General features: G+C 44.1%; 14 protein-coding genes and 1 riboswitch. Of the genes, 4 read left to right on the forward strand and 10 right to left on the reverse strand.

The features are described 5' to 3' along the window. Positions 1 to 153 precede the first annotated feature (153 nt). On the forward strand, positions 154 to 2,004 hold the full coding sequence (locus tag EYW48_RS05830; protein WP_277431993.1) for an ABC transporter ATP-binding protein: 1,851 nt from the start codon (positions 154 to 156) through the stop codon (positions 2,002 to 2,004). Positions 2,005 to 2,102: 98 nt separating this feature from the next. After that, on the forward strand, positions 2,103 to 2,807 hold the full coding sequence (locus tag EYW48_RS05835; protein WP_053311618.1) for a DUF445 family protein: 705 nt from the start codon (positions 2,103 to 2,105) through the stop codon (positions 2,805 to 2,807). Between the two features lie 128 nt (positions 2,808 to 2,935). Here EYW48_RS05835 and EYW48_RS05840 read toward each other — a convergent pair whose 3' ends face one another. Together EYW48_RS05840 and thiD are read right to left on the reverse strand one after the other, a co-directional pair. Beyond that, the gene (locus tag EYW48_RS05840) at positions 2,936 to 3,691 is read right to left on the reverse strand and encodes a phosphatase PAP2 family protein (protein ID WP_274700580.1); all 756 of its coding nucleotides are present in this window, start codon (positions 3,689 to 3,691) and stop codon (positions 2,936 to 2,938) included. 247 nt (positions 3,692 to 3,938) lie between these two features. Next, the gene (gene thiD, locus EYW48_RS05845; RefSeq protein ID WP_277431994.1) at positions 3,939 to 4,784 is read right to left on the reverse strand and encodes a bifunctional hydroxymethylpyrimidine kinase/phosphomethylpyrimidine kinase; all 846 of its coding nucleotides are present in this window, start codon (positions 4,782 to 4,784) and stop codon (positions 3,939 to 3,941) included. 94 nt (positions 4,785 to 4,878) lie between these two features. Next, positions 4,879 to 5,000, reverse strand: a riboswitch (TPP riboswitch). A 180-nt stretch (positions 5,001 to 5,180) separates the two neighbouring features. Here thiD and EYW48_RS05850 point away from each other — a divergent pair. Then, complete coding sequence (locus EYW48_RS05850) at positions 5,181 to 6,071, forward strand: LysR family transcriptional regulator (RefSeq protein ID WP_171980073.1); 891 nt, start codon at positions 5,181 to 5,183, stop codon at positions 6,069 to 6,071. An 83-nt stretch (positions 6,072 to 6,154) separates the two neighbouring features. Here the strand turns inward: EYW48_RS05850 and EYW48_RS05855 are convergent, their stop codons facing one another. Further along, positions 6,155 to 8,035, reverse strand: coding sequence for a PhoX family phosphatase (locus EYW48_RS05855; RefSeq protein WP_168524350.1), 1,881 nt, complete (start codon positions 8,033 to 8,035; stop codon positions 6,155 to 6,157). Between the two features lie 338 nt (positions 8,036 to 8,373). On the opposite strand from EYW48_RS05855, the gene fdhF reads away from it, so the two are divergent. Beyond that, positions 8,374 to 12,564, forward strand: a complete 4,191-nt coding sequence (fdhF, locus tag EYW48_RS05860) for a formate dehydrogenase subunit alpha (RefSeq protein WP_277431995.1) — start codon at positions 8,374 to 8,376, stop codon at positions 12,562 to 12,564. A gap of 13 nt (positions 12,565 to 12,577) precedes the next feature. On the opposite strand, the gene EYW48_RS05865 is transcribed toward fdhF, so the two are convergent. The 7 genes from EYW48_RS05865 to EYW48_RS05895 all read right to left on the reverse strand — a co-directional run bounded on the left by EYW48_RS05865 (position 12,578) and on the right by EYW48_RS05895 (position 21,421). After that, positions 12,578 to 13,414, reverse strand: coding sequence for an arginase (locus tag EYW48_RS05865; protein ID WP_168786947.1), 837 nt, complete (start codon positions 13,412 to 13,414; stop codon positions 12,578 to 12,580). A 6-nt stretch (positions 13,415 to 13,420) separates the two neighbouring features. Continuing rightward, positions 13,421 to 14,155 carry an IclR family transcriptional regulator gene (locus EYW48_RS05870; RefSeq protein ID WP_053311612.1) on the reverse strand — a complete coding sequence of 245 codons (735 nt, stop codon included), beginning with the start codon at positions 14,153 to 14,155 and terminating at the stop codon, positions 13,421 to 13,423. A gap of 303 nt (positions 14,156 to 14,458) precedes the next feature. Next, positions 14,459 to 16,345 carry a methyl-accepting chemotaxis protein gene (locus tag EYW48_RS05875; RefSeq protein WP_277431996.1) on the reverse strand — a complete coding sequence of 629 codons (1,887 nt, stop codon included), beginning with the start codon at positions 16,343 to 16,345 and terminating at the stop codon, positions 14,459 to 14,461. A 296-nt stretch (positions 16,346 to 16,641) separates the two neighbouring features. After that, a complete protein-coding gene (locus tag EYW48_RS05880; RefSeq protein WP_277431997.1) occupies positions 16,642 to 17,499 on the reverse strand; it encodes a hypothetical protein in 858 nt (285 codons plus the stop codon). Continuing rightward, positions 17,499 to 18,368, reverse strand: coding sequence for an ABC transporter ATP-binding protein (locus EYW48_RS05885; RefSeq protein ID WP_277431998.1), 870 nt, complete (start codon positions 18,366 to 18,368; stop codon positions 17,499 to 17,501). Before EYW48_RS05885 ends, EYW48_RS05880 begins: the two co-directional genes overlap by 1 nt. Next, a complete protein-coding gene (locus EYW48_RS05890) occupies positions 18,365 to 18,736 on the reverse strand; it encodes a GntR family transcriptional regulator (RefSeq protein ID WP_053311608.1) in 372 nt (123 codons plus the stop codon). The genes EYW48_RS05885 and EYW48_RS05890 overlap by 4 nt, the downstream gene beginning before the upstream one ends. A gap of 138 nt (positions 18,737 to 18,874) precedes the next feature. After that, the gene (locus EYW48_RS05895; protein ID WP_277431999.1) at positions 18,875 to 21,421 is read right to left on the reverse strand and encodes a glycosyl hydrolase family 18 protein; all 2,547 of its coding nucleotides are present in this window, start codon (positions 21,419 to 21,421) and stop codon (positions 18,875 to 18,877) included. Between the last annotated feature and the right edge of the window lie 258 nt (positions 21,422 to 21,679).

The following is a 21,679-nucleotide window of genomic DNA, read 5'->3' on the forward strand; positions in this document are numbered from 1 at the left end:
TATCAAAACTAATCCGCCATTTATGTTGTGATTTCGTTATACTTCTGTTCGAATTATCTATCTCCTCCAGTTCACTGGAATTCAACGTCTGATCCTCGCATTTTAGGCTTTTGGTCTCACACATTTTAGCGAGAATTAGCATAAGGATTTTCGATGTATAAGAAATTTGAAAGCTTTACCCAAGCCTTCCCAAAAGAGGAACCACAGCAGCCGCCTGATACTCTGTGGGCATTTTGTCGCTATTACACACGTGGTTTTGAAAAACCATTGATTGTTATGACACTGCTAAGCACGATTATTGCTGTTGTTGAAGTGTCGCTGTTTGGCTTTATGGGCAAATTGGTTGATTGGCTCTCCACCAGCAACCCTGAAACCTTTTTAGCCGACAACAGCAGTACACTGATTGGCCTTTCAATATTGCTGTTGGTTATCATGCCGCTCTTGATTGGCCTATATTCGTTGCTTATTCACCAAACTATGCTGGGTAACTACCCAATGTCCATTCGATGGTTGGCGCACCGTTATTTGCTCAAGCAAAGTCTTTCGTTCTATCAAGATGATTTTGCCGGGCGAATCGCAACAAAGGTGATGCAAACGGCGTTATCGATTCGGGAAACGGTGATGAAAACACTTGATGTTTTTGTTTATGTTTCCGTCTATTTCACCGCCATTGTATTGATACTTGCACAAGCTGATTGGCGCTTAATGATGCCAATGCTGGCTTGGCTCGCCGTTTATATCTGTATTCAGCTCCATTTTGTGCCCAAACTGAAAAAAGTAGCATCTGAGCAAGCCGATGCACGCTCGACCATGACTGGGCGTATCGTCGATAGCTACACCAACATTGCGACCGTTAAACTGTTCTCTCATAGCCGCCGTGAAACTGAGTATGCCGAGCAAGGCATGGAAAGTTTCTTAGATACAGTAAACCGTCAAATGCGCTTAGTGACTGGCTTTAATCTGTGTGTTGAGCTAGCAAACTATATTCTGGTTTTTGTCATTTCTGCGGTATCGATTTACCTATGGATGACCAGTGCAATCAGCATTGGTGCAATCGCTATTGCTATCAGCCTCGCACTGCGTATCAACGGCATGTCGAAATGGATCATGTGGGAAGTCGGTGCTCTGTTTGAAAATATGGGAACGGTTGTTGATGGTATGAAAACCCTGTCGAAACCCATTTCAATCCAAGATAAACCAAACGCCAAACCTTTGGTGGTACAAAATGGTGGGATCGAGTTTGACGATGTTAGTTTTCATTATGGTGAAAACAAAGGAGTGATCAGTAACTTAACGCTCAATATCAAGCCCGGAGAAAAAGTCGGTCTGGTTGGGCGTTCAGGTGCGGGGAAATCCACCTTAGTTAATTTGCTGATGCGTTTTCATGATGTAGAAAGCGGCCAAATTAAGATTGATGGTCAAGCCATTGATCAAGTAACCCAAGATTCACTACGCAGTAAAATTGGCATGGTGACACAAGATACATCTCTGTTACATCGCTCAATTCGCGACAATATTTTGTATGGCAACCCCGAAGCCAGTGAAGAGCAATTGATTCAAGCGACCAAACAAGCACATGCCCATGAGTTCATAGAAACCCTAACCGACCCATTTGGTAACGTGGGTTATGACGCGCAAGTAGGTGAACGTGGTGTAAAACTTTCTGGGGGACAACGCCAGCGTATTGCGATTTCTCGTGTGTTATTGAAAGATGCGCCATTGTTGATTTTGGATGAGGCCACTTCAGCTCTAGATTCAGAAGTAGAAGCCGCCATCCAAGAGAGCTTGAATGAGCTGATGCAAGGCAAAACCGTGATTGCCATCGCTCACCGTCTGTCAACCATTGCCGCGATGGATCGCTTGATCGTTCTCGATAAAGGCAACATTATCGAACAAGGCACTCACCAAGAGCTGATCGCTCAAAACGGCATTTATGCTCACCTTTGGGCGCATCAAACTGGCGGTTTTATTGGCTGTGACGACGAGAATAACGAAGTAGCATAAACCTTACGTCAGCGAGGCTTGCTTCGCTGACGCTTCCCCATTGCGCTATTTTTCCTTAGAATTCGCATCAATCAATCTCACTTCATTAGAATCGGATCATGAATAAGAGCTTAGTTACCAATATTATTGCGCTTGTGTTATTGGGCGCAGGTTACCAGTTGGACAACCAAATCGCGTTATACGCCGGCCTTTTTGCTTTCTCTGGAGCCATTACCAACTGGCTGGCCATTCACATGCTGTTTGAAAAAGTACCGGGATTGTATGGCTCTGGGGTCATTCCTGCGCGTTTTGAAGAGTTCAAAGCGGCAATAAAAAACCTGATGATGGAACAGTTTTTCACTGAGTCCAACATTGATCGTTTTCTAAATAAAGAAATGACCGGCAGCAAAACACTCAACCTAGAACCTGTGATCGCCAAAGTTGATTTCAACCCAACCTTTGATTCATTGGTTGAGGTCATTGCACAGTCGTCGTTTGGCGGCATGCTGGCGATGTTTGGCGGTACTGAAGCACTACAGCCGTTAAAACAACCTTTTGTAGAAAAAATGCAGCAGTCTGTGGTTGAAATCAGCCAAAGCGAGAGTGTTAAGCAAGCATTAAAAGAGCAGCTTGAATCCCCAGCGATGATGGAAGAAATCAAAGCTAATATTGAAAACATCATAGATCAACGGTTGAATGAACTGACCCCAAAACTGGTCAAAGAAATGGTGCAAAAAATGATCAAACAACACCTTGGTTGGCTCGTAGTGTGGGGCGGCGTGTTCGGCGGTTTAATTGGCGTAATCTCGTCACTCTTCGCTTAACCACATCAACATGTAAAAAGCCAGCATCAAACTTGCTGGCTTCTTTTTTCTGGATTATACCTTTCCTATTTGAAGCTGTTTGGGTTAGTTATTTTTCTTAACCGTAACTTCTCACTTTGCTTTGACCTTTAGCATAGATGAAATCTGTTCAATATTGGCCTTAGTTTAGGGTGATCCAGTGGATAGTATCTCGGTACAAGCAGATAAATCATACTGACAAATAGCAAAGAGCCATATAAATCAGCAGGTCGATGCATCCCTAACCACAGCCGACTAAACGCCACGCCGCAGGCCCACAACATTAAACCCGCCACAAGTGCATAATGTTTTTGTTCAACCAATAATCCACCAAAAAAAGCTAAACAAATGGCGACGAAAATAGTGTGCCCAGATGGAAATGAGTAATCTATTTCCCCTTGCCAATGACGCAAACGCCACTCGCTAACTCGACTCGAAACACTTTTAATAACCTGCGCTTTTTGTATAGCATCCAATTTATAAAAATGCTCTGGGTTTGGAATAAGCAGTTGCTGGGTCATCAATTGCGTATAGGGACGCGGACTTTCCGTTAAGTGTTTTAGACCAGTTTTCGCACCCATACCAATCACAAGCAGTAAACCAAGCTGAATTACTCGATTAAGCATCATTTTCCTGGAACACTTGGTGCGAGTGACCAAAAAAGCCAGCGCTACTAAAGTCAAACCAAAGCCCTGCCAACCTGCTGAATCGGTTAAATAAGTAAAAAACGCACCTAACTGCTCATTAACCGGTGCAGTCAAATCAATCAGCAAACCAGCATATGATATAGGAATTAACAATAAGGCAAACAACGCCAACAAAACCATACTCGTTTTTTTTATATGAATTTGATTCTTTACACCCAACACATCACTCACCACAGCACTATAAAATAGAGAGAGATAATAACGGGGCCGATGTGTAAAATGTATCAAATCGCGGTCAATTCGATGGCAAAGAAATGCCAAAAAACGACAACTTTATACCCAAACTACTTGGAGTTGCAGGTAGGCGGCAAATGAGTTTATCCCCCCTGAGCATAGGCAGGCTATGTGATTGGGGTAAACGAACGCAGCCAACACCGCAGCATCTTCAAGTAGGAAGGGGATATATTTAACGCTTAGAGTCCAAACCAGTACGTAAGTTATAAAAATGATCGACAGGCCCATGCCCATGCCCCACGTGTAACCTATCAGCACAGCTGATCGCTTGTGAAAGATACTGTTTCGCACCACTAACTGCGGCCTGTAACTCATCCCCTTGGGCTAAGCGTGAGGCGATAGCCGAAGAGAGTGTACACCCAGTACCGTGGGTATTCATCGTTGCGATTCGCTGCGCTTGGAATAGGTGAGTCTCATCCGCTGTTATCAATAAGTCGTTGCTATTCACTTCATCTTCTAAATGGCCACCTTTGAGCAATACTGCAAAGCAATCTAAGCCACGGATTTTTTCTACCATTTGGTGCATTTGAGCCTCAGTAGCTGGTATTGCAGTACCAAGTAAAGCAGCAGCTTCCGCTAAATTAGGCGTCACAACAGTGGCAATCGGTAATAGATGGGTTTTGAGAGAATCAATCGCCTCTGGTTGCAATAACAGATCACCACTGGTTGCGACCATCACCGGATCAAGCACGATAAATTGCGGTTGATACTGGCGTAATTTCTGCGCAACGATTTGAATGATATTAGCGTCTGCTAACATTCCAACCTTTACCGCAATAATGTTGAGGTCAGTAAATACGGCGTCGAGTTGCTGCTCAATAAAAGTGACAGGAACCGGTAAGACCCCACTGACTCGCTGCGTATTTTGGGCCGTTAATGCAGTAATAACAGAGCATGCATAACCACCCGTCGCTGAAATGGCTTTTATATCGGCCTGAATACCCGCACCACCACCAGAATCAGAACCAGCAATGGTAAGTACAATAGGAATATGAGAGTTAGGATTTGCTTGAAACATACACGCTCCGAAAAGTAAGCGCGTAGGAATGATGACTAATATTAGTCCACCACATCCGCAACATGATTGAAAAGGAAACAAGTTTTCATTTTCAATGACAAAGTGGATAGTTCCCTACGCCAGTATTAACTGAATCAGGTTCAACGGGTCTCGCACTGCGATCTCAGCCCAATCAAACTAAAATAAGCTTGATATTTGGCTCCCCGACTATAGAACGGTGATGATATCAATTGTCAGCAAAAATAGAAAAGCAAAAGCGAGTGGTAACGCTACGATGTATTACCCTATCGTGTTGTTTTTCAGGTTTAGCTCTTATCTATCGAGATGAATGTATGCAAACGTAAGTTTATGATTTAATCTTAAATTAAGAATATTTTGTTATCCGTGTGATTGACGATGCTTAACCCAATCTGGCTCAATACTTTTAAAACTCTGATCGATGTCGGTCATTTTACCCGCACGGCAGAAAAGCTACATATGACACAGCCGGGCGTCAGTCAGCACATCAAGAAATTAGAAGAGGCGTGCGGCCACGCTTTGATAAAGCGAGAAAAAAAGAGTTTTGATCTTACCGAGCAAGGTCGATTGATGTATCAGTACACATTGGAACAAAAGCGCAACGAATTGCAGCTATTGGAACAACTGAGTTTTGATGACCCATACGCTGGCAACTGCTATATTTCCTGTTCTGGTGCAATGGCGATGCGTATTTATCCGACGCTCATTGCGCTACAGACGAAGCATCCACAGCTAGTCATTCATATCGAAGTCGCACCTCACAATAAAATTGTAGAGGCGATAAAAAATGGCACGACTGACATCGGTATTGTTACCCAAAAACCTGCACAAGGTGCCTATCAATGGCAACAAATTGGTCAAGAGGCTCTGTGCTTAGTAATACCAAATTCGACCAAAAATACGCAGGTCACACCAGAACTGTTACAAAAACTTGGTCTCATTCGCCACCCTGATGCCGAGCATTACCTCTCGATCTATTTTGCACATAGCCAAGATGAAGCGCTGGCAGGCATTGCCATTGACTCATTACCTAGCGTCGGTTATATCAATCAACTTAGTCAAATCTTAGTGCCGATCACACAAGGAATTGGATTTACTGTCTTACCTTTTGGTGCGGTAGAGGCTCACGTTGAGCAGCAGCAGGTCAGACTGCACCAGCCTAAAACCAGTATTAATGAGACGGTCTATAGTTTACAGAAATACCATCGACAGTTACCCACTCGCTACAAAACCGTATTACAAAGCATCCGAGTTTTAATGCAAAACTAACAAAGGGAGCCGAAGCTCCCTGAATATTATATAGCCAACGGGTTATTATTTTTTGAACGGTTTAGTGACTTAAACTGGTGTCGTTATGCACCGATAACACCGCCATCTTCGCGAGTGATCATCATTATCGTTGAACGAGGTTTGGTACTACCACCGTCAGGAAAATGAGAAGGAGCCCCATCTTCACCGGGATGCTGCACACCAATAAACATAGTTTTTTGGTCTGGCGAGAAGGTTAAACCGGTAATTTCACACGCAATAGGACCTGTTAAAAAACGCTGCACTTCACCCGTAATCGGGTCACCACACAGCATTTGGTTGTTGCCTTGACCTGCAAAGTCCCCCTTATTGGAGTACTTACCGTCAGTTTGAATCCACAAACGACCGGCTTTATCGAACCCAATACCGTCAGGGCTGTTAAACATGTTGTCGGCATGAATATTGTCACTACCAGCGTACAAATTACCTTTGTGAACCGTTGGGTTACCGGCGATTAAATACAGATCCCATGCAAATTTGTCGCTAGTGTGGTCGCCGTTGACTGGCATCCAACGCAGAATCTGCCCGTAGTTATTTTTCGCACGAGGGTTGGGACCACCGACAGGTTGTCCATCTTTTACGCCACGGTTTTTGTTATTGGTTAAAGTACAGAAAACGTATTTGTTACTTGGATGCACCGCCACCCATTCTGGACGATCCATAGTGGTTGCCCCAACTTGCGTTGCCGCACGACGAGCAAAAATCATCACCTCTGCGTGATCCTTAAAACCATTTTCAGGTGTTAAACCGTTTTTACCAAAGGTTAATTCAATCCATTGCCCTTGGCCTTTCAGCTCTTTATCATTCATATCAAACTTAGCAACGTACAACGTACCTTCTTCGAGAAGATTGCGGTTTGCCGCATCATTGCCCTCTTGGTAACGATTTTTTGAAACAAATTTGTAAAGATGTTCACCACGTTCGTCATCACCAAGATACACCACCGCATGCCCATCATTGTTGATGGTCAGTGCCGCATTCTCATGCTTAAAACGGCCTAACGCTGTACGTTTTAGTGGCGTGGCAGTTGGATCATTCGGGTCAATTTCAACTACCCAGCCAAAGCGGTTTGGTTCATTCGGGTTCTTCGCCACGTCAAAACGTGCATCATGTTGATGCCATTTATAACTGCTCGGTTTGGCTTCAATACCATAACGTTTTTGATCTGCCGTTAGTGACACTCCCGCTTGATCGGTCCCAAAGAAATCATCAAAGTTCTCTTCACAAGTCAGGTACGTGCCCCATGGGGTTTGGCCATTGGCGCAGTTATTAAAAGTACCGAAAGGTTTCATGCCACTAGGGTCAGCATCGGTTTTCATCAGTGCATGGCCTGCCGCAGGTCCCGTCACTTGCATCGGGGTATTAGCTGTAATACGGCGGTTTCTTTGCCCTGAACGATCCACCATCCATTGGCCATTTTTTCGTACTACTTCAACAATGGTCACCCCAACAGCAGCTTGCGCTTTACGAACATCGTCGGCGGTCATGGCTTCGCCTTTGTGAGCAAACAGATATTCGTAATTGGTGTATTCGTTATTAATAGCCAGTACAGCGCGATCGTCAGCAATGGGGAAGAAGCTCATACCGTCCGTGTTATCGCCAAACTGACGTTCTTGTGCACTTGAATCTTGTTTGCCACTTTGGTCAAATTCGGGCGCATCTGCAAAAATCGGGTCACCCCAAGACATTAACGGTGTTGCCTTGTAGCCTTTCGGCACGATGACGCTATCGGCTGTTGATGTCGGTATTGGTTCGAAGTTAAGCAACGATGAATTAGGCTGCGCAGCAACAGCTTTAGCGACTGGATTCAATGTTAAAAATGCACCAGCACTAACTGCCGCACTGCCCGCCATAAAGCGACGGCGAGAAAGCCTCGCTTCGATCATTTCACTAAATTGAGACTCTTGCTCATCACGCTTCCACATGTTTGCTCCTTGACTTTACTTGCCTTGTTATTAGATATGGAAAGCAGCTTAGCGGTTAAACATGACAAATTGGTTAAATTTATATTGCCTAATCGTGACGATTGTTTGACCAAAATGAGAACTAGATCTAGGGATTCACAGCATGGATTTTTTATACTTAATGCAATAACCACAAGATTTATGCAGACATTAGCACCTTATGACACGCACTTTATTCAGCACCTAATTAGAAAACCCTACTTCAGTGCGTTTTCATAGAGCTCAACATTCATCGTAGCAACCTGCTCGAAGGATGTGAGGTGTAACTCTGAACGTGCGTATCTTTTTAGGGGCGAACTATGAAAGTGGTGATCAATGACGTTCAATATCAAGTTGGTCAAGCATCAACTCTACTGGAAGCCGCCACATCGGTAGGAGTCGCCATTCCAACCCTTTGCGCAGCCAGCCACCAAACCGAAAAAGTCCATTGCGATCTCTGTGTGGTTGAAGTCGAAACTAAAGATGGCAATAGTGTGTTAGTTCGTGCCTGTGAGCACCCGGTTGATAACAATATTCACTTCCGAACACAGTCAAAAGCACTATCAGAAAAACGCAACCTTGCCTTGGCTAAATTACTATCTGACCACAACGCGGACTGCGAAGCGCCTTGTCAAGTAGCTTGTCCTGCCCATGTTGACGTTCAATCTTACCTACATCACATAGCCAAAGGAGAACATCAAAAAGCCGTAGAAATCATCAAGCGTCATCTTCCTCTACCCGTTTCTATTGGCCGGGTCTGCCCGGCGTTTTGTGAAGCACAATGTCGCCGTTCGCTGATTGATGAACCCTTAGCTATCCGCCAACTGAAACGTCACGCTGCTGATATCGATTTACAACAAAACACGCCTTATCAGGCGAAGCCAGTCTCAAACAATGGTTACAATGTCGCCATTGTAGGCGCGGGGCCTGCTGGGTTAGCGTGTGGTTACTACCTACGCCAACTGGGGTTTAGTGTTACTTTGTTTGAAGCGATGCCCAAACCGGGCGGGTGGCTACAGTACGGCATTCCAGAATACCGCTTACCCAAAAAGCTACTCGATCAAGAAATTGAACTCCTTACTGCTTCAGGCATGAAAATATTATGTAACCATAAAATTGGAAAAGATTTCACTCTCGATAACCTACAGCGTGACTATCATGCCGTTTGTTTAGCCATTGGTGCAACTAAAGCAGTAAGTGCTCACTATCCTGGAAGTCAATTAAAAGGCTGCTATTTAGGTGTGGATTATTTAAAAGATTCACTTACCACCAATCAATGTATCACAGGCAAAAAGGTCGCGGTCATTGGAGGTGGTAATACCGCTATCGATTGTGCACGCACAGCCCAGCGTTTAGGTGCACAAACTACCCTTATCTATCGTCGAACCTTGTCTGAAATGCCAGCTGAAGAATACGAAATAGAAGCAGCTGCACACGAAGGCGTTAAATTCGATTTCCTCACCAACCCGCTAGAAAACCTCAGCGATGAGTATGGACAGGTACGCGCTCTGCGCCTTGAAAAAATGGAGCTTGGAGAAGCTGACGACTCTGGCCGTCGTCAGCCTATAGCCACTGGCGAAATCTATGAAGAAGCGTTTGACACGGTGATCGCTGCGTTATCTCAGACTCCAGATACCGATATTTTTTCAGGGCTAACTACGCCGCCCCCTCTCACCCAGAAAAATACGGCGCAAGTAGATGCCCACACTATGCATCATCAAGGGTCTTTATTTTCAATTGGTGATTTTAGGCGCGGACCCGCCACAGCGATAGAAGCCATCGCTGATGGGAAGGTGGCTGCACAAGCCATCGCTCAAAAATTATTACTGGGTGAATTCGCCCCTAAACTAAAAACGTTCAATAGCCAAAAAGCCGCACAACTGAACGAAGTAAAAAGCAGTGAATACCACTTAGAAGCAAGCAAAAGGCGGGTACTCTTCCCTCACTTACCCAGCTTATATCGCCGTACCAATTTTTCAGAAGTCGAGCTGGATGCCGGCGTAAAAGCCTCAAAAGAAGAAGCAAAGCGCTGCTTAGAGTGTGGATGCCAAGCCAATACCGATTGTAAGTTACGTGATTACGCGAGTGAATATCATGTAATACCTGAGCAGCTAATTAACCAAGATAAGCAGCATTTTCCTGTCGACAAAAGTAGCGAGTTTATTGTATTTGATGCTAACCGCTGTATTAGCTGCGGATTGTGTGTGCAAACCTGTCAAGAACAAACAGTGCATGGTGCATTGCATCTCTCTCACATGCCAAATTCACACACCACAAATCGTCCATGGTTTACTCATGGCGCGTCAATGGGAGATTCCAATTGTGTGCAGTGCGGAGCTTGCGTACAAGTCTGTCCAACGGGCGCGCTGGTAGATAAACGAGATAAATCCCAAGGACGGATAGAAGTACTTAAACCGATAAAAACCATTTGCACTTATTGCGGGGTCGGCTGCCGAGTAGTGATGTACGTCGATGAAAAACAAAACAAAATTCGCTATGTCGAAGGAGATAAAAAGTCTCCCGTTAATCAAGGGATGTTATGCGTCAAAGGTCGGTTTGGTTTCGACTTCATTCATAGCCCCGAAAGGCTAACAACCCCACTAATTCGTAAAAATGGACAACTGCAGCCAGCTACATGGGATGAAGCCATTGCATTGGTGGGTAGCACATTCTCTCAACTAAAACTTAAACACGGTGGTAACGCATTAGCGGGCTTTTCCTCAGCAAAAACCACCAATGAAGACAACTATCTGTTTCAGAAATTAATCCGCTGTGAGTTTGGCACCAATAATGTCGATCACTGCGCTCGGCTATGTCATGCATCAACCGTCACAGGCCTAGAGGCATCACTCGGAAGTGGTGCCATGACCAATGATATCCCAAGCATTAAGCATTCTGATGTTATCTTTATCATTGGTTCGGACACCACCTCTGCTCACCCGATCATTGCTTCGCACATCAAACAAGCAGTAAAACAAGGGGCTCGCTTAATTGTTGCCGATCCTAAACGCATCACAATGGCTGATCACGCTGATGTCTACGTCGCCCACCGTCCGGGCACTGATGTAATGCTGCTCAATGGCATCATGCAACTGATCATCCAAAATGCTTGGTATGATCAAGATTACATTCAAAAACGAGTTGATGGGTTTGACGAATTATTAATGGAAGTCATGTCAGACGCTTATTTACCCGCAAAAGTAGAACTGATTACGGGTGTAAAAGTGGATGACTTAAAACGCATCGCAGAAATGATAGGCACCGCGCAAGTCACTGCGGTTTATTACTCTATGGGAATAACCCAACACACCACAGGGCATGACAATGTCCGTTCAATCGCCAACTTGCAGATGTTATGCGGCAATATTGGTGTTGAAGGCGGTGGCATCAACCCCTTGCGAGGACAGTCGAACGTGCAAGGAGCCTGTGATATGGGGGCATTACCAGGCGATTATCCCGGTTATCAAAAAGTGACCAACCCGTTGGTACAGACCAAGTTTGCAAAAGCGTGGCAATGTGATCATCTCTCTCAAGAAAAGGGCTTAACGCTGACTGAGATTATTGATGCGGCGCAGCAAAAACAGGTGCGGGGATTATACGTGATGGGCGAAAACCCCGTTTTGAGTGACCCTAACCAAGCCCATGTGTTAGCAGCACTTAAACAACTTGATTTCTTGGTAGTGCAGGATATTTTTCTTTCTGAAACAGCGCAACTGGCCGATGTAGTGTTGCCTTCTTATTCATTTGCTGAAAAATCAGGTCATTTCACCAATACCGAACGACGTGTTCAACGCATAACACCTGTCGTTAAAGCCCCCGGTGAAGCGAAAGAAGATTGGTGGATAATACAACGCATAGCTCAAGCGATGGGCGGGCAATGGCGCTACCAAAACGTTAGGCAAGTTACTCAAGAGATCAGCCAAGTCACCCCACAATACTCTGGTATTCATTGGCACAACATTGGTGAAACAGGTCGACAATGGCCATGTGATGAACATGCCCCTGAAGGCACACGAATTTTACACCAAACCACTTTTAAACGTGGCAAAGGCGAGATGGTAGCCGTTCCGTTTAGATACGCTGCGGAGTTACCTGATAGTGAATACCCACTTATCTTAACCACTGGACGCTTATTGGAACAATTCCACACAGGCACCATGACCAGAAAAACACGAGGTTTAGATAACCTAGCAGGGCCTAGAGTGATGATAAGCGTGCAAGATGCCCAGCAATTAGGTATCAATAATAGTCAAATGGTTCGTTTAAGTTCACGACGTGGCATGATTGAAGCCCCTGCCTTTGTCACCAAAAGAATGCAGCAAGGAGTAGTATTTGTACCGTTTCATTTCGCGGAATCTCCCGCAAATAAACTGACTTCAAGTGCCACCGACCCTCACGCGAAAATACCGGAATTCAAAGTCTCCGCGGTCAAATTAGAAATCGTGCTGCCAAATACATCCGACATCGCTGTCGATCATTTACTGACTTATCAGCATAATATTGATGGTTAAGAAAAGTGTTCTCCTAAGCCACATGCGTAATTTCGGGCGACAAGGCGAAAAGTTCATCGAAAATCTCTTTCGTCTGTCTAGAATAAATGAGCTTATCCTTTGCTCCCACTAACTGAATTAGCTTTACTTTTCCTGATAAAACACATTGTCTTAACGTTCTTAGCACCATTTGATTATCAAGCGCATGATTCTCATCAACGCCCATCGTCGAAACAAGCGACGCAAGATCAATACTAATGATCAATTGATCACAATGTTCAATGTAACTCGCTAGCTGTGCTTTTAAGTTATTACGGAAACGAAAACTGCATTCACTTAGAGTTAACCAATTGACGCCAAGATCTTCGGCATATTCCACTACTTGATTTGCCTGCAAAGTTTCATCAATTCCTAAACAAAAAAGACGAGTATTGCTATAGCGAGTCAAGGCAAAATGAAAAACCGAACCGAGCTGTAAATCCAGCGTCTGTTTGAGATCAAATCGATGTCCAATGTTAATCAGACCAACTTCTTGATCGTCTAACGCCATTACCGGCAAGGCATTGAGTAAGGTTTCATGACAGTTAGAGAGAACAACCGGCAATGAACGAGCGGCCAAATGCTGATATAGACTGTCTTGAAAACCGGCTGCATTTTTATTTTGCACCACCATATGACCCGCATCAGAGTAACAGCCGTTTGCTTGATGCTGATAAAGCCAATCGGAAGAAAATTCTAAGCTCTGCTGCGCAAATTCAAACTCTACTTGAGACATCGGCTTAACACGTTCACACAAGGTCATGAATGTGAATGGGTGTACGTGTTGATTTGGCGTTCTAGCCATACGATAGCGTTTGAATAAACTTAGCATTGTGAATTACCTTTCTGGTGGCAACGCTCTTGCTGCCTGTAATACATGTAAGATGATCCGTTGCTTATTGGCTTCAACTCGATGGGCTGGAGCCATTACCGAAATTGCGCCGATCAACTTACTCCCTTTCATTACCGGGGCACTAATACCTGACACGCCAGGGTCAATTTCCGACGTACTGACGGCGTACCCATTACGACGTATTTTCTCCAACTCAGCCTGCCATTTCTCCATACGATGTTCTTCACCGAAATAACGAAGAATTTTCTCGCAGCGTTGAGCCGGTAAATACGCCAACATAACTTTAGATGAGGCACCTCGAAGCAGGGGTTGACTTTGACCCTGGACGAAGCTGCATCGAAGCGCCTGCATACTTTCTTTCTGGCTCACACACAAGGCTCGGTAACCAACCGGAACCATGTAGGCCGCCATTTCACTGGTTTGCTTTTGCAGCCGACTTAACACCGCATCAACGGCATCAAGATTATGTTGGCTCGTTTCATAACTACGCATCAGCAGCAGTGCAGCAGAACCTATGATTAACGTCTTGTCATGAGGACTTTCTTCAATCAGGTTCCACTCTTTTAAAATTTTAAGGTGGCGATACAAGCTACTTAGCGGCACTTGTAACTGCTCGCTCAATACTTTTGCCGACACAGGTTCTTCATTAACTGCCACTTGCATTAACAATTGCAGTGACTTTTCATTAACTTGGTTGGCTGAGAGTTTTGTTTCATTCATGTTTTCTTTTTAGCTCCATTCATCACACACCTCAACTATGATTCTTATATAGCGAGAATTTGCGTTGAATAACAGAGCCACTTTCTCACTGAGTGAGAAAACAAGAAAAACGAAGTGAAAAGAGCCCACATCACCCGATTTAAAAGAGTTCCATCGCCAGAAACAAAGGTTTTACATATTCAACTGATTACATTCTATACTTGTTGATTGGGATGGGTTTGTAGGGTAAATCTGATCTTTAGCTCAATTTTCAATCGAAAAAAAACGATGCCGAAGCATCGTTTTGGTTTGTCATCAACATGACTAAGAAAGTTTAAAGGTCGCCACCTTGGCACTGAGCTCTTCAGCTTGCTGCTTGAGTTCATTGGATTGACTCAAGCTATCTTCAGCGCCGACGACTAGCTGCTCAGTCACGTCTTTTATCGAAGTCACATTTTGTGTGATTTCACTGGTTACGTGAGTTTGCTCTTCGGCTGCGGTTGCTATTTGAGTTGCCATATCACTGATCAACGCAACAGCGGTATTAATTTCCTCTAATGCATGAGATGCCTTGTCTGCATCATCAACTGAATTCGATGCTAATGTCGAACTACTTTGCATCAACGCCACTGCGCGCTTGGTGGTTTCTTGTAGCGTATCGATGGTTGACTTAATTTCTTCGGTAGAAGTATGGGTACGCTGTGAAAGTACTCGGACTTCATCCGCAACCACAGCAAAACCACGCCCTTGCTCTCCTGCTCGTGCCGCTTCAATCGCCGCATTCAAAGCAAGCAGGTTAGTTTGCTCTGCGATGCCCTGAATGGTTGCCAATACGGTTGAAATCTCTTGAGCATGTTGATTAAGCGCCGCAATAACGGTACTTGCTTCATTGACAGAGCTAGCCAAATCATTGATCGAACCTTTGGTTTGAATAACCAGAGCATGACCATTATTAGTGCTAGTTGCAGAGTCTTGCGCTGCTTGCGCTGTTTGCTCAGCATGTGACGCAATTTCTTGTGTTGCTGATGCCATTTCAGTGACTGCTGTAGCTACCATCACCACTTCTTGCTGCTGATGACTAAGTTCAGATGCCGACTGATTGGCGCGGTGTGCACCGTGCTCTGACTGCTCGGTTAATTGTTGTGATTGTTGGCGAATATGCCCAATCAGTTGCTGTAAACTTGCCACAAACGTGTTGAAATTTTTCGCAAGTTCGCCGACTTCGTCATTATTCTCTACCTCAATACGTTGAGTTAAATCACCACTACCGTTAGCAATTTGCCCCAAAGCTTGAGAAACGTTGTTAAGCGGGCGGAACAATACGTTACAAAGCAAATTAAATAGCACTGTACATAAAATAACTACAATAGCGGTCACCAGTAGCTGTCCTAAAATGGCGTCAAACAAGGGAGCAACTAAAGAATCATGATTAATTACAGCCACTGTACTAAGTTTTGTTCCATCAACCGGTCTGGCATACAACACATAATCATCACCTTTAATGGTGATCGCCAAATCACTTTGTATTGAAAGCGCTTTTTGGATATCAGCAAAGCTCAACCCAAGTTCAGAAACACTTTTGTTCAGCAGTTTGGTATTACTGTGGGTGAAAATATTCCCTTGGTCATTAGCGATAAACATGTAGCCTTCACCCGGCAGGATAACTTGCTTCATGGTATTAAGAATATCAGTAATTTCTACATCAGCCCCAAGCACAACTTGATCGCTATGTAGATTCAACGCCTTACCCAAAGAAACAACATTCGCGCCAGTTGCAGCGGCAACGGTTGGGTTATCCATAAAGACTTTTGACGGGTTAGCTTTAGCATTGGTGTACCAACCCCATTGACGTGGGTCATCGTTGCCTGGTGGCAGTACCACTCCGTTCGCATTGTCTTGTGAGCCATCGGGATACGCTAAAAAAACGTTATCAAACGCGCCTGAATCACGAACTTGTTTCAAGTGGGTTACAATGGCGTTTTTTTCTGTCTCCTGAGAAAGAGAGGTAAGTGAACGTTCTTTTGAAACCAACCAATCGGTTACATATTGGCTGTACGATGTGGTGGTACTTTGTAATCGTTGTTCAACGTCAACATCTAAACGCTCTAATGCAGCTTTATATGACAGTGCCTCAACTAACACTCCCCCTAGGATAATGGCAGCACTGGCTGAAATCGCCAGCTTGTTTTTTAAAGATAAATTTTTGAACATAGGAAGACCTATTTATTTGAAATAGTAGTTTTAGTATGGCCGACAGAAGCTCTCAACCTATTGAGCATTATAATTTTTAGCCTCGAAATAAATTTGACGTACTCTAGATATTCATCATTTAGGCTAAAAAATTAAATACAATGTCATACACAGCTTAGAATAGGTAGCGGCAGACAAGCAGATTTGTTGAGTGTAATAGTACAAATAAAATGAATTTTGTGAGGTTAGTAAATAAAAAGAAAGGAGCCACAAATGCTCCTTTACATAAAACTATACATAATCGATATCAGTTGGTTTTATCTAGCCCATAACGACGTCACTGATAACTCATCCGTACTGTAGAGCTTGTGACTGGCCCAGTAACTGACTAAACCAATTCCGAAATAAACCGCTAAGTTCCCCAACCCAACTTGTTCGAGTATCATGCTGATGTTAGATGATGTCAGCAGTTGCAGTGGTAAATTCAAAATTGCATGGTAAAAATCACCGACCATGTCCGTATTGAACGCCCCTATAGATAGCCATTTTAGTGCATAACCCCCAACAAATATCACCAATAGCGGTGAATTGAAGAGTTGTGAAATCAATAAGGTAAAACAAGCTAGCGGGATCATGCACACCCCAATAACCCACATAATGCCAACATAACTAAACCAATGCTGAAACGCATACCATAATGAGCGTTGTTCAAACAGCAATGCAAGACGGTCGTCGGTTGCAAAGTTTAGCAGCCACAACATGATATCAGCAGACACCACCAGCACAGAACAGATAACAGGGATCAAAAATAGACCGAAGCCGATTTTGACCACATGAGTCATTGTGTTGCTCACTGGCATGCTACGCCAAAACATCGAACTGCCTTCTTTGCGCTCTTTACGAAATGTTTTGGGGAAGTACAATGAACTTAGCATCAATGAAATGAAGCCCACGCTCGCGGTGATGAACATATTGAGATCATCGGCGAACTCTAAATGTATGTCACTGACATCTCCACCAAATTCCATTTCAAAAAATAGGTTATGTTGTAGTGTATTGTTCATCAATAAACTAACAAACAACAGCGTCCCACACACTAATAGGAATAAAGGAATACGCGTAACCGTTTTATTCTCGATGAGCTCTTTTTCAAGCATATAAATACTGGCGTGCATTATGCGTTCTCCTTCTGTAAAGCAAGAAATAGATCGGCAAGTTTTACAGTGTAAATGGCACCAAACCCTTCAACTGCTCCACGATATTCAGAGGAAAGTAACCACTTCGTCGTGCCTAAACTGACCTCAAATGCCAACGGCTGAAGCGATCGAATAGCATCACTGTGTGACTGATTGGCCTCTAGGATAAAATACCCTTCGCTGATACTCTCCATTGAATCTTGCAGAACCACTTTTCCTTGCTTCAGAATTAGCACGTCGGTCAGTAAATGTTCAATTTCAGAGACTTCATGACTGGCGATAATCAAAGCTCGCTCACCATCATGGAACCACTCAAGCAAATGGCGATAAAAAGTATCTCTATAAATCAGATCGAGTCCAAGCGTCGGTTCATCTAAAATCAATACCTTAGTATCAGTGGCAATCACAATGGCTAAATGTAACTGCACTTTCATACCCTTAGATAAGGTACGAATTTTACTGGATAGACGGATGTTAGTTTGTGCCAATACTTGCATTGCTTTTTCTAATGAAAAACTCGGGTGAACACCTGAGGTATACCGGAGGATCTGCTTAACCGTCATCCAATCAGGCAATACGTTGACATCAGAAATATAAGAAAGATGTGCCATCACCTTGGCGCGATCCGCTATCGGGTTTAGACCTTGAATACGAATATCACCTTGATAATGATGCGCCCCAAGCAGTGATTTGATTAAGGTAGATTTACCCGCACCATTGTGCCCAAGCAAACCCACAATTTGTCCAGCTTGGAGTTCAAGGCTGACGTCATGCAGCGCTTTATTGCGGGTATCACCCTGCTTCGCATATTGCTTTGATAGGTTTTTAATTTCGACTAACGGGCTCATTGATCACCTTCAATATATTGTTTTAATTGACTGATAAAGTCTTCCAGCGGCATTTCAAGCAGTTTGAGCGTGCTTGCTATTTCTGGGATTTGCTGTTGTAAAAAACGCTGCTTTTGCTTGGTTTGTAGTTGCGCTAATGCTCCTTTCGTCACATACATTCCTTGACCTCGACGCTTTTCAACAATGCCTTCATCAACCAATAGTTGGTAGCCTTTCATCACCGTAAGGTGATTAATCTTCATATCTGCCGAGACACTTCTTACCGAGGGAAGCGCGTGCTCTTCCGGCCAAATACCTTGCAAAATTTGCTCGGTAATTTTGTCGGCTAACTGACGGAAGATAGGTTGGTTATCTTGCCAATCTGTCACAATTCCACACCAATATAGTGTTATACATAGGTATAACACTATATCAAAATAGATGAATTACAAGTAATTATTAAGGAAAGGGATAAACAAAAGAGCCTCACACAGTGGTGAGGCTCAAATTAAATAGAAAATAAGGCGTTAGTTTGTGGAGCAGCTTGCTAAACCGACTTCCTTCCATACCCCCCAAGCTCCGGTTGTTGTCGGGTCTTCACCCGTTGTCCACCACTTGGCTTCCCACACCTTACCGGCCCAAGAGACTTGATTGCCACCAGTATAAACCGAGCCTTTATCCCATAGGTTGTCACACGTTTCTCCACCAGAGGCTTTCTTTATCACTACAACTGAAGCGCTGGCTGAAGAGCTTGCTTGCCCATCACTGACAGTGACCGTGAAGTTCAGTGTGGTGTCTTGCGTATATTCAGCAGCCACAAAAGAAACAATTGAACCTTGGACTGTCGCATTCAACCCCGTAGGAATCTCCCATGCAAAGCTCAGTTGGTCTTGCTCGGCATCACTTGAGGTGCCGGCATCAACCATCACAACATCACCAGCATTGACGCTATTCGGTGCTGTCACGACAGCAACAGGCGCTGTATTTACAGGTTCTGTAATTTTCGGGTTGATCGTAATGCTCACCAAGTCAGAGGCCTCTGCGCCTTTATCATCGGTGACGGTTAGCTTAAAGATGAAAGTTTGCGCTTGAGTTACGCTCGCAGCTTCAAAGCTAGCTTGAGCGCTATTAGCATTAGTGAGCGTAACGGCTGACCCCGCTGTTTGTTGCCAAACATAACTGGCAATCATACCGTCACTGTCTTTTGATGCTCGACCATCCAGTGTCACAGAGACTGGCCCAATCACGGTTTGATCAACACCAGCATTAGCCGTTGGTACGCGATTAGCTGGCGGCGTTGTACTTCCTCCTACTAAACCTTCATGCATTGCGTTGAGAATATCACCATTATCAGCATCGATTTCCCAAGAGAAAAGACCAGCTAAACCTAAACTGCGAACATAAGCCCCTTTCGCTTTTACTGAGCGATCATCATCAAAGGTAATTAACTGACCAGTGGTGCGGTTCCAAACCCAAGGTGCTTCGGCTTGCTCATCATAACCATACTCAAAACCATTAATACCAGTGTTGTTTGGTCCTAACATGAATGACTTAATCCCTTTGTAGTCAATCACCCCATCTTCCCACACGCCTTGAGCCGTCGAGCCTTTCAACTTGCCGTTAGCCACACCTGTCATAGGGTCTGTCGGGTCACTCATTGAAGCTTGAGTTACTCCTTCCCAACCGCGACCATACATCGCCGCTCCTAGTACGAGTTTATTCGCAGGGACACCTTGCGCTAAAAGTAACTGAATGCCGTTATCTGAAGTATAAGCAGGGCCAGGGTAAGCTTTACCAGCTTCATCAGTACCCGTCCCATCACATTGACCAGGGCGCATAAACGAACCACAATACAAAGCAGTTTGATGGCCAAGGACATTATTCCAACCTCCATAGAAGTCATAAGTCATAGCGAAGATATAATCCATGTACTGGATAGCTTCACCATAATTTACATCTTCAATTTTATCGTGACCGACACCAATCGCTGACGTCAACTCATAGCTGCGCCCTGTTTCTGCTTGTAGTTCATCTAACATCGCGCGCAATTCCCGCATTAGCGCAATGTAAGCAGGACCATCATTGACCGGATCGCCTAGGTTCGATGCTTGACCACCACCACCAGGAAATTCCCAGTCGATATCAACTCCATCGTAAAATTTCCATGTTTTAAGGAATTTCTTCACCGATGCAACAAAGGTGTCACGGTTCGTTTTGGAGGTGAAATCAAAGAAGGGATCAGACAATGTCCAGCCACCAATCGAAGGGATAATTTTAAGATCAGGATTGCGCTGCTTAAGCGCCATCAACATCGCGTAGTTTCCTTTGATCGGAGAACTATATTGATGCCCTGCTTGTGGAAAACTCTTTTGAAATGCTGCCCAAGGATCATGAATAACCACTTCATAATCGTTTACGCCATTACAGGCTGTCATCAGTGCATTGTAACTATTACCACCCACAGATTTAACCGATTCGTTCGGACCACAAATAGGAATAAACCCGTAAAGAATGTGGGTCAAATTATCAGCAGGAATATTGTCGACCGTGAATTCTCGACCATAAATACCCCACTCAACAAAATACGTGCCGACTACGGTATTTTTATCGGTATTGTATGTTTTATTGTTTGAATCCACATTCATCGCAAGTGGCTTCAGATGCGAGCCATCAGTATCGGCAATGGTAATCTCAACTGGCAAACTTTTACTACAACCAGTAGCATCACACGCTTCTATTTCCATTTGATACAAACCGCCATGTGCATAGTCAAAACTTGCGGTGGTTTGACTGCCGGAAATCGGCCCAGTAGCTACTTCCAACCCATCAAAATAAATTTTATAAGTGTCGCCAGTGGTACCGCTCCATTGGTTAAACTTAACCGTAATGGTCGCTTGGTCATGATATTTGACCATTTGGTTGTAACCGGCCGTGGTTTCCATAGCCAATTCAATTTTAGAAAACTGTAGATTGTTCGACCCATAAACGTCAACGCTAGGGGTCGCTGGTGCTGCTATTGCGGCTCCTGACAGAGCCAGAGCAATACTTGCAGAGCACAAAGTAATACGATTCATATCTATTTCTCTCATTCCTTGAATGTTTCACTTACCTGATCTTCAGCTAAGACATTGAAGAACATCAGCATCAGTATTCACGAGACTTATTTTTTTTAACAAAAGAATAAAAACACTTTACGAGTGATGATGAGAAATTTGTAGGAAGGATTCACCGTGTTACATCTTAAAAGCAATTCTGAGTCAGGAAATTAGAATTTTGACATAGCAAGGTAGATGAATTTAATTTTTTGCGCTAACAAAGTCTAATTGCGCAGT

Origin of the sequence: Vibrio sp. 1180_3 (assembly GCF_029478545.1) — a bacterium.
Classification (GTDB): Bacteria; Pseudomonadota; Gammaproteobacteria; order Enterobacterales; family Vibrionaceae; genus Vibrio; species Vibrio aestuarianus.

Coding starts and splice junctions, on each gene's coding strand:
- EYW48_RS05830 (WP_277431993.1), top strand. CDS start 154: ATGTATAAGAAATTTGAAAGCTTTACCCAAGCCTTCCCAAAAGAGGAA.
- EYW48_RS05835 (WP_053311618.1), top strand. CDS start 2,103: ATGAATAAGAGCTTAGTTACCAATATTATTGCGCTTGTGTTATTGGGC.
- thiD (WP_277431994.1), bottom strand. CDS start 4,784: ATGTTTCAAGCAAATCCTAACTCTCATATTCCTATTGTACTTACCATT.
- EYW48_RS05850 (WP_171980073.1), top strand. CDS start 5,181: ATGCTTAACCCAATCTGGCTCAATACTTTTAAAACTCTGATCGATGTC.
- EYW48_RS05855 (WP_168524350.1), bottom strand. CDS start 8,035: ATGTGGAAGCGTGATGAGCAAGAGTCTCAATTTAGTGAAATGATCGAA.
- fdhF (WP_277431995.1), top strand. CDS start 8,374: ATGAAAGTGGTGATCAATGACGTTCAATATCAAGTTGGTCAAGCATCA.
- EYW48_RS05865 (WP_168786947.1), bottom strand. CDS start 13,414: ATGCTAAGTTTATTCAAACGCTATCGTATGGCTAGAACGCCAAATCAA.
- EYW48_RS05870 (WP_053311612.1), bottom strand. CDS start 14,155: ATGAATGAAACAAAACTCTCAGCCAACCAAGTTAATGAAAAGTCACTG.
- EYW48_RS05875 (WP_277431996.1), bottom strand. CDS start 16,345: ATGTTCAAAAATTTATCTTTAAAAAACAAGCTGGCGATTTCAGCCAGT.
- EYW48_RS05880 (WP_277431997.1), bottom strand. CDS start 17,499: ATGCACGCCAGTATTTATATGCTTGAAAAAGAGCTCATCGAGAATAAA.
- EYW48_RS05885 (WP_277431998.1), bottom strand. CDS start 18,368: ATGAGCCCGTTAGTCGAAATTAAAAACCTATCAAAGCAATATGCGAAG.
- EYW48_RS05895 (WP_277431999.1), bottom strand. CDS start 21,421: ATGAATCGTATTACTTTGTGCTCTGCAAGTATTGCTCTGGCTCTGTCA.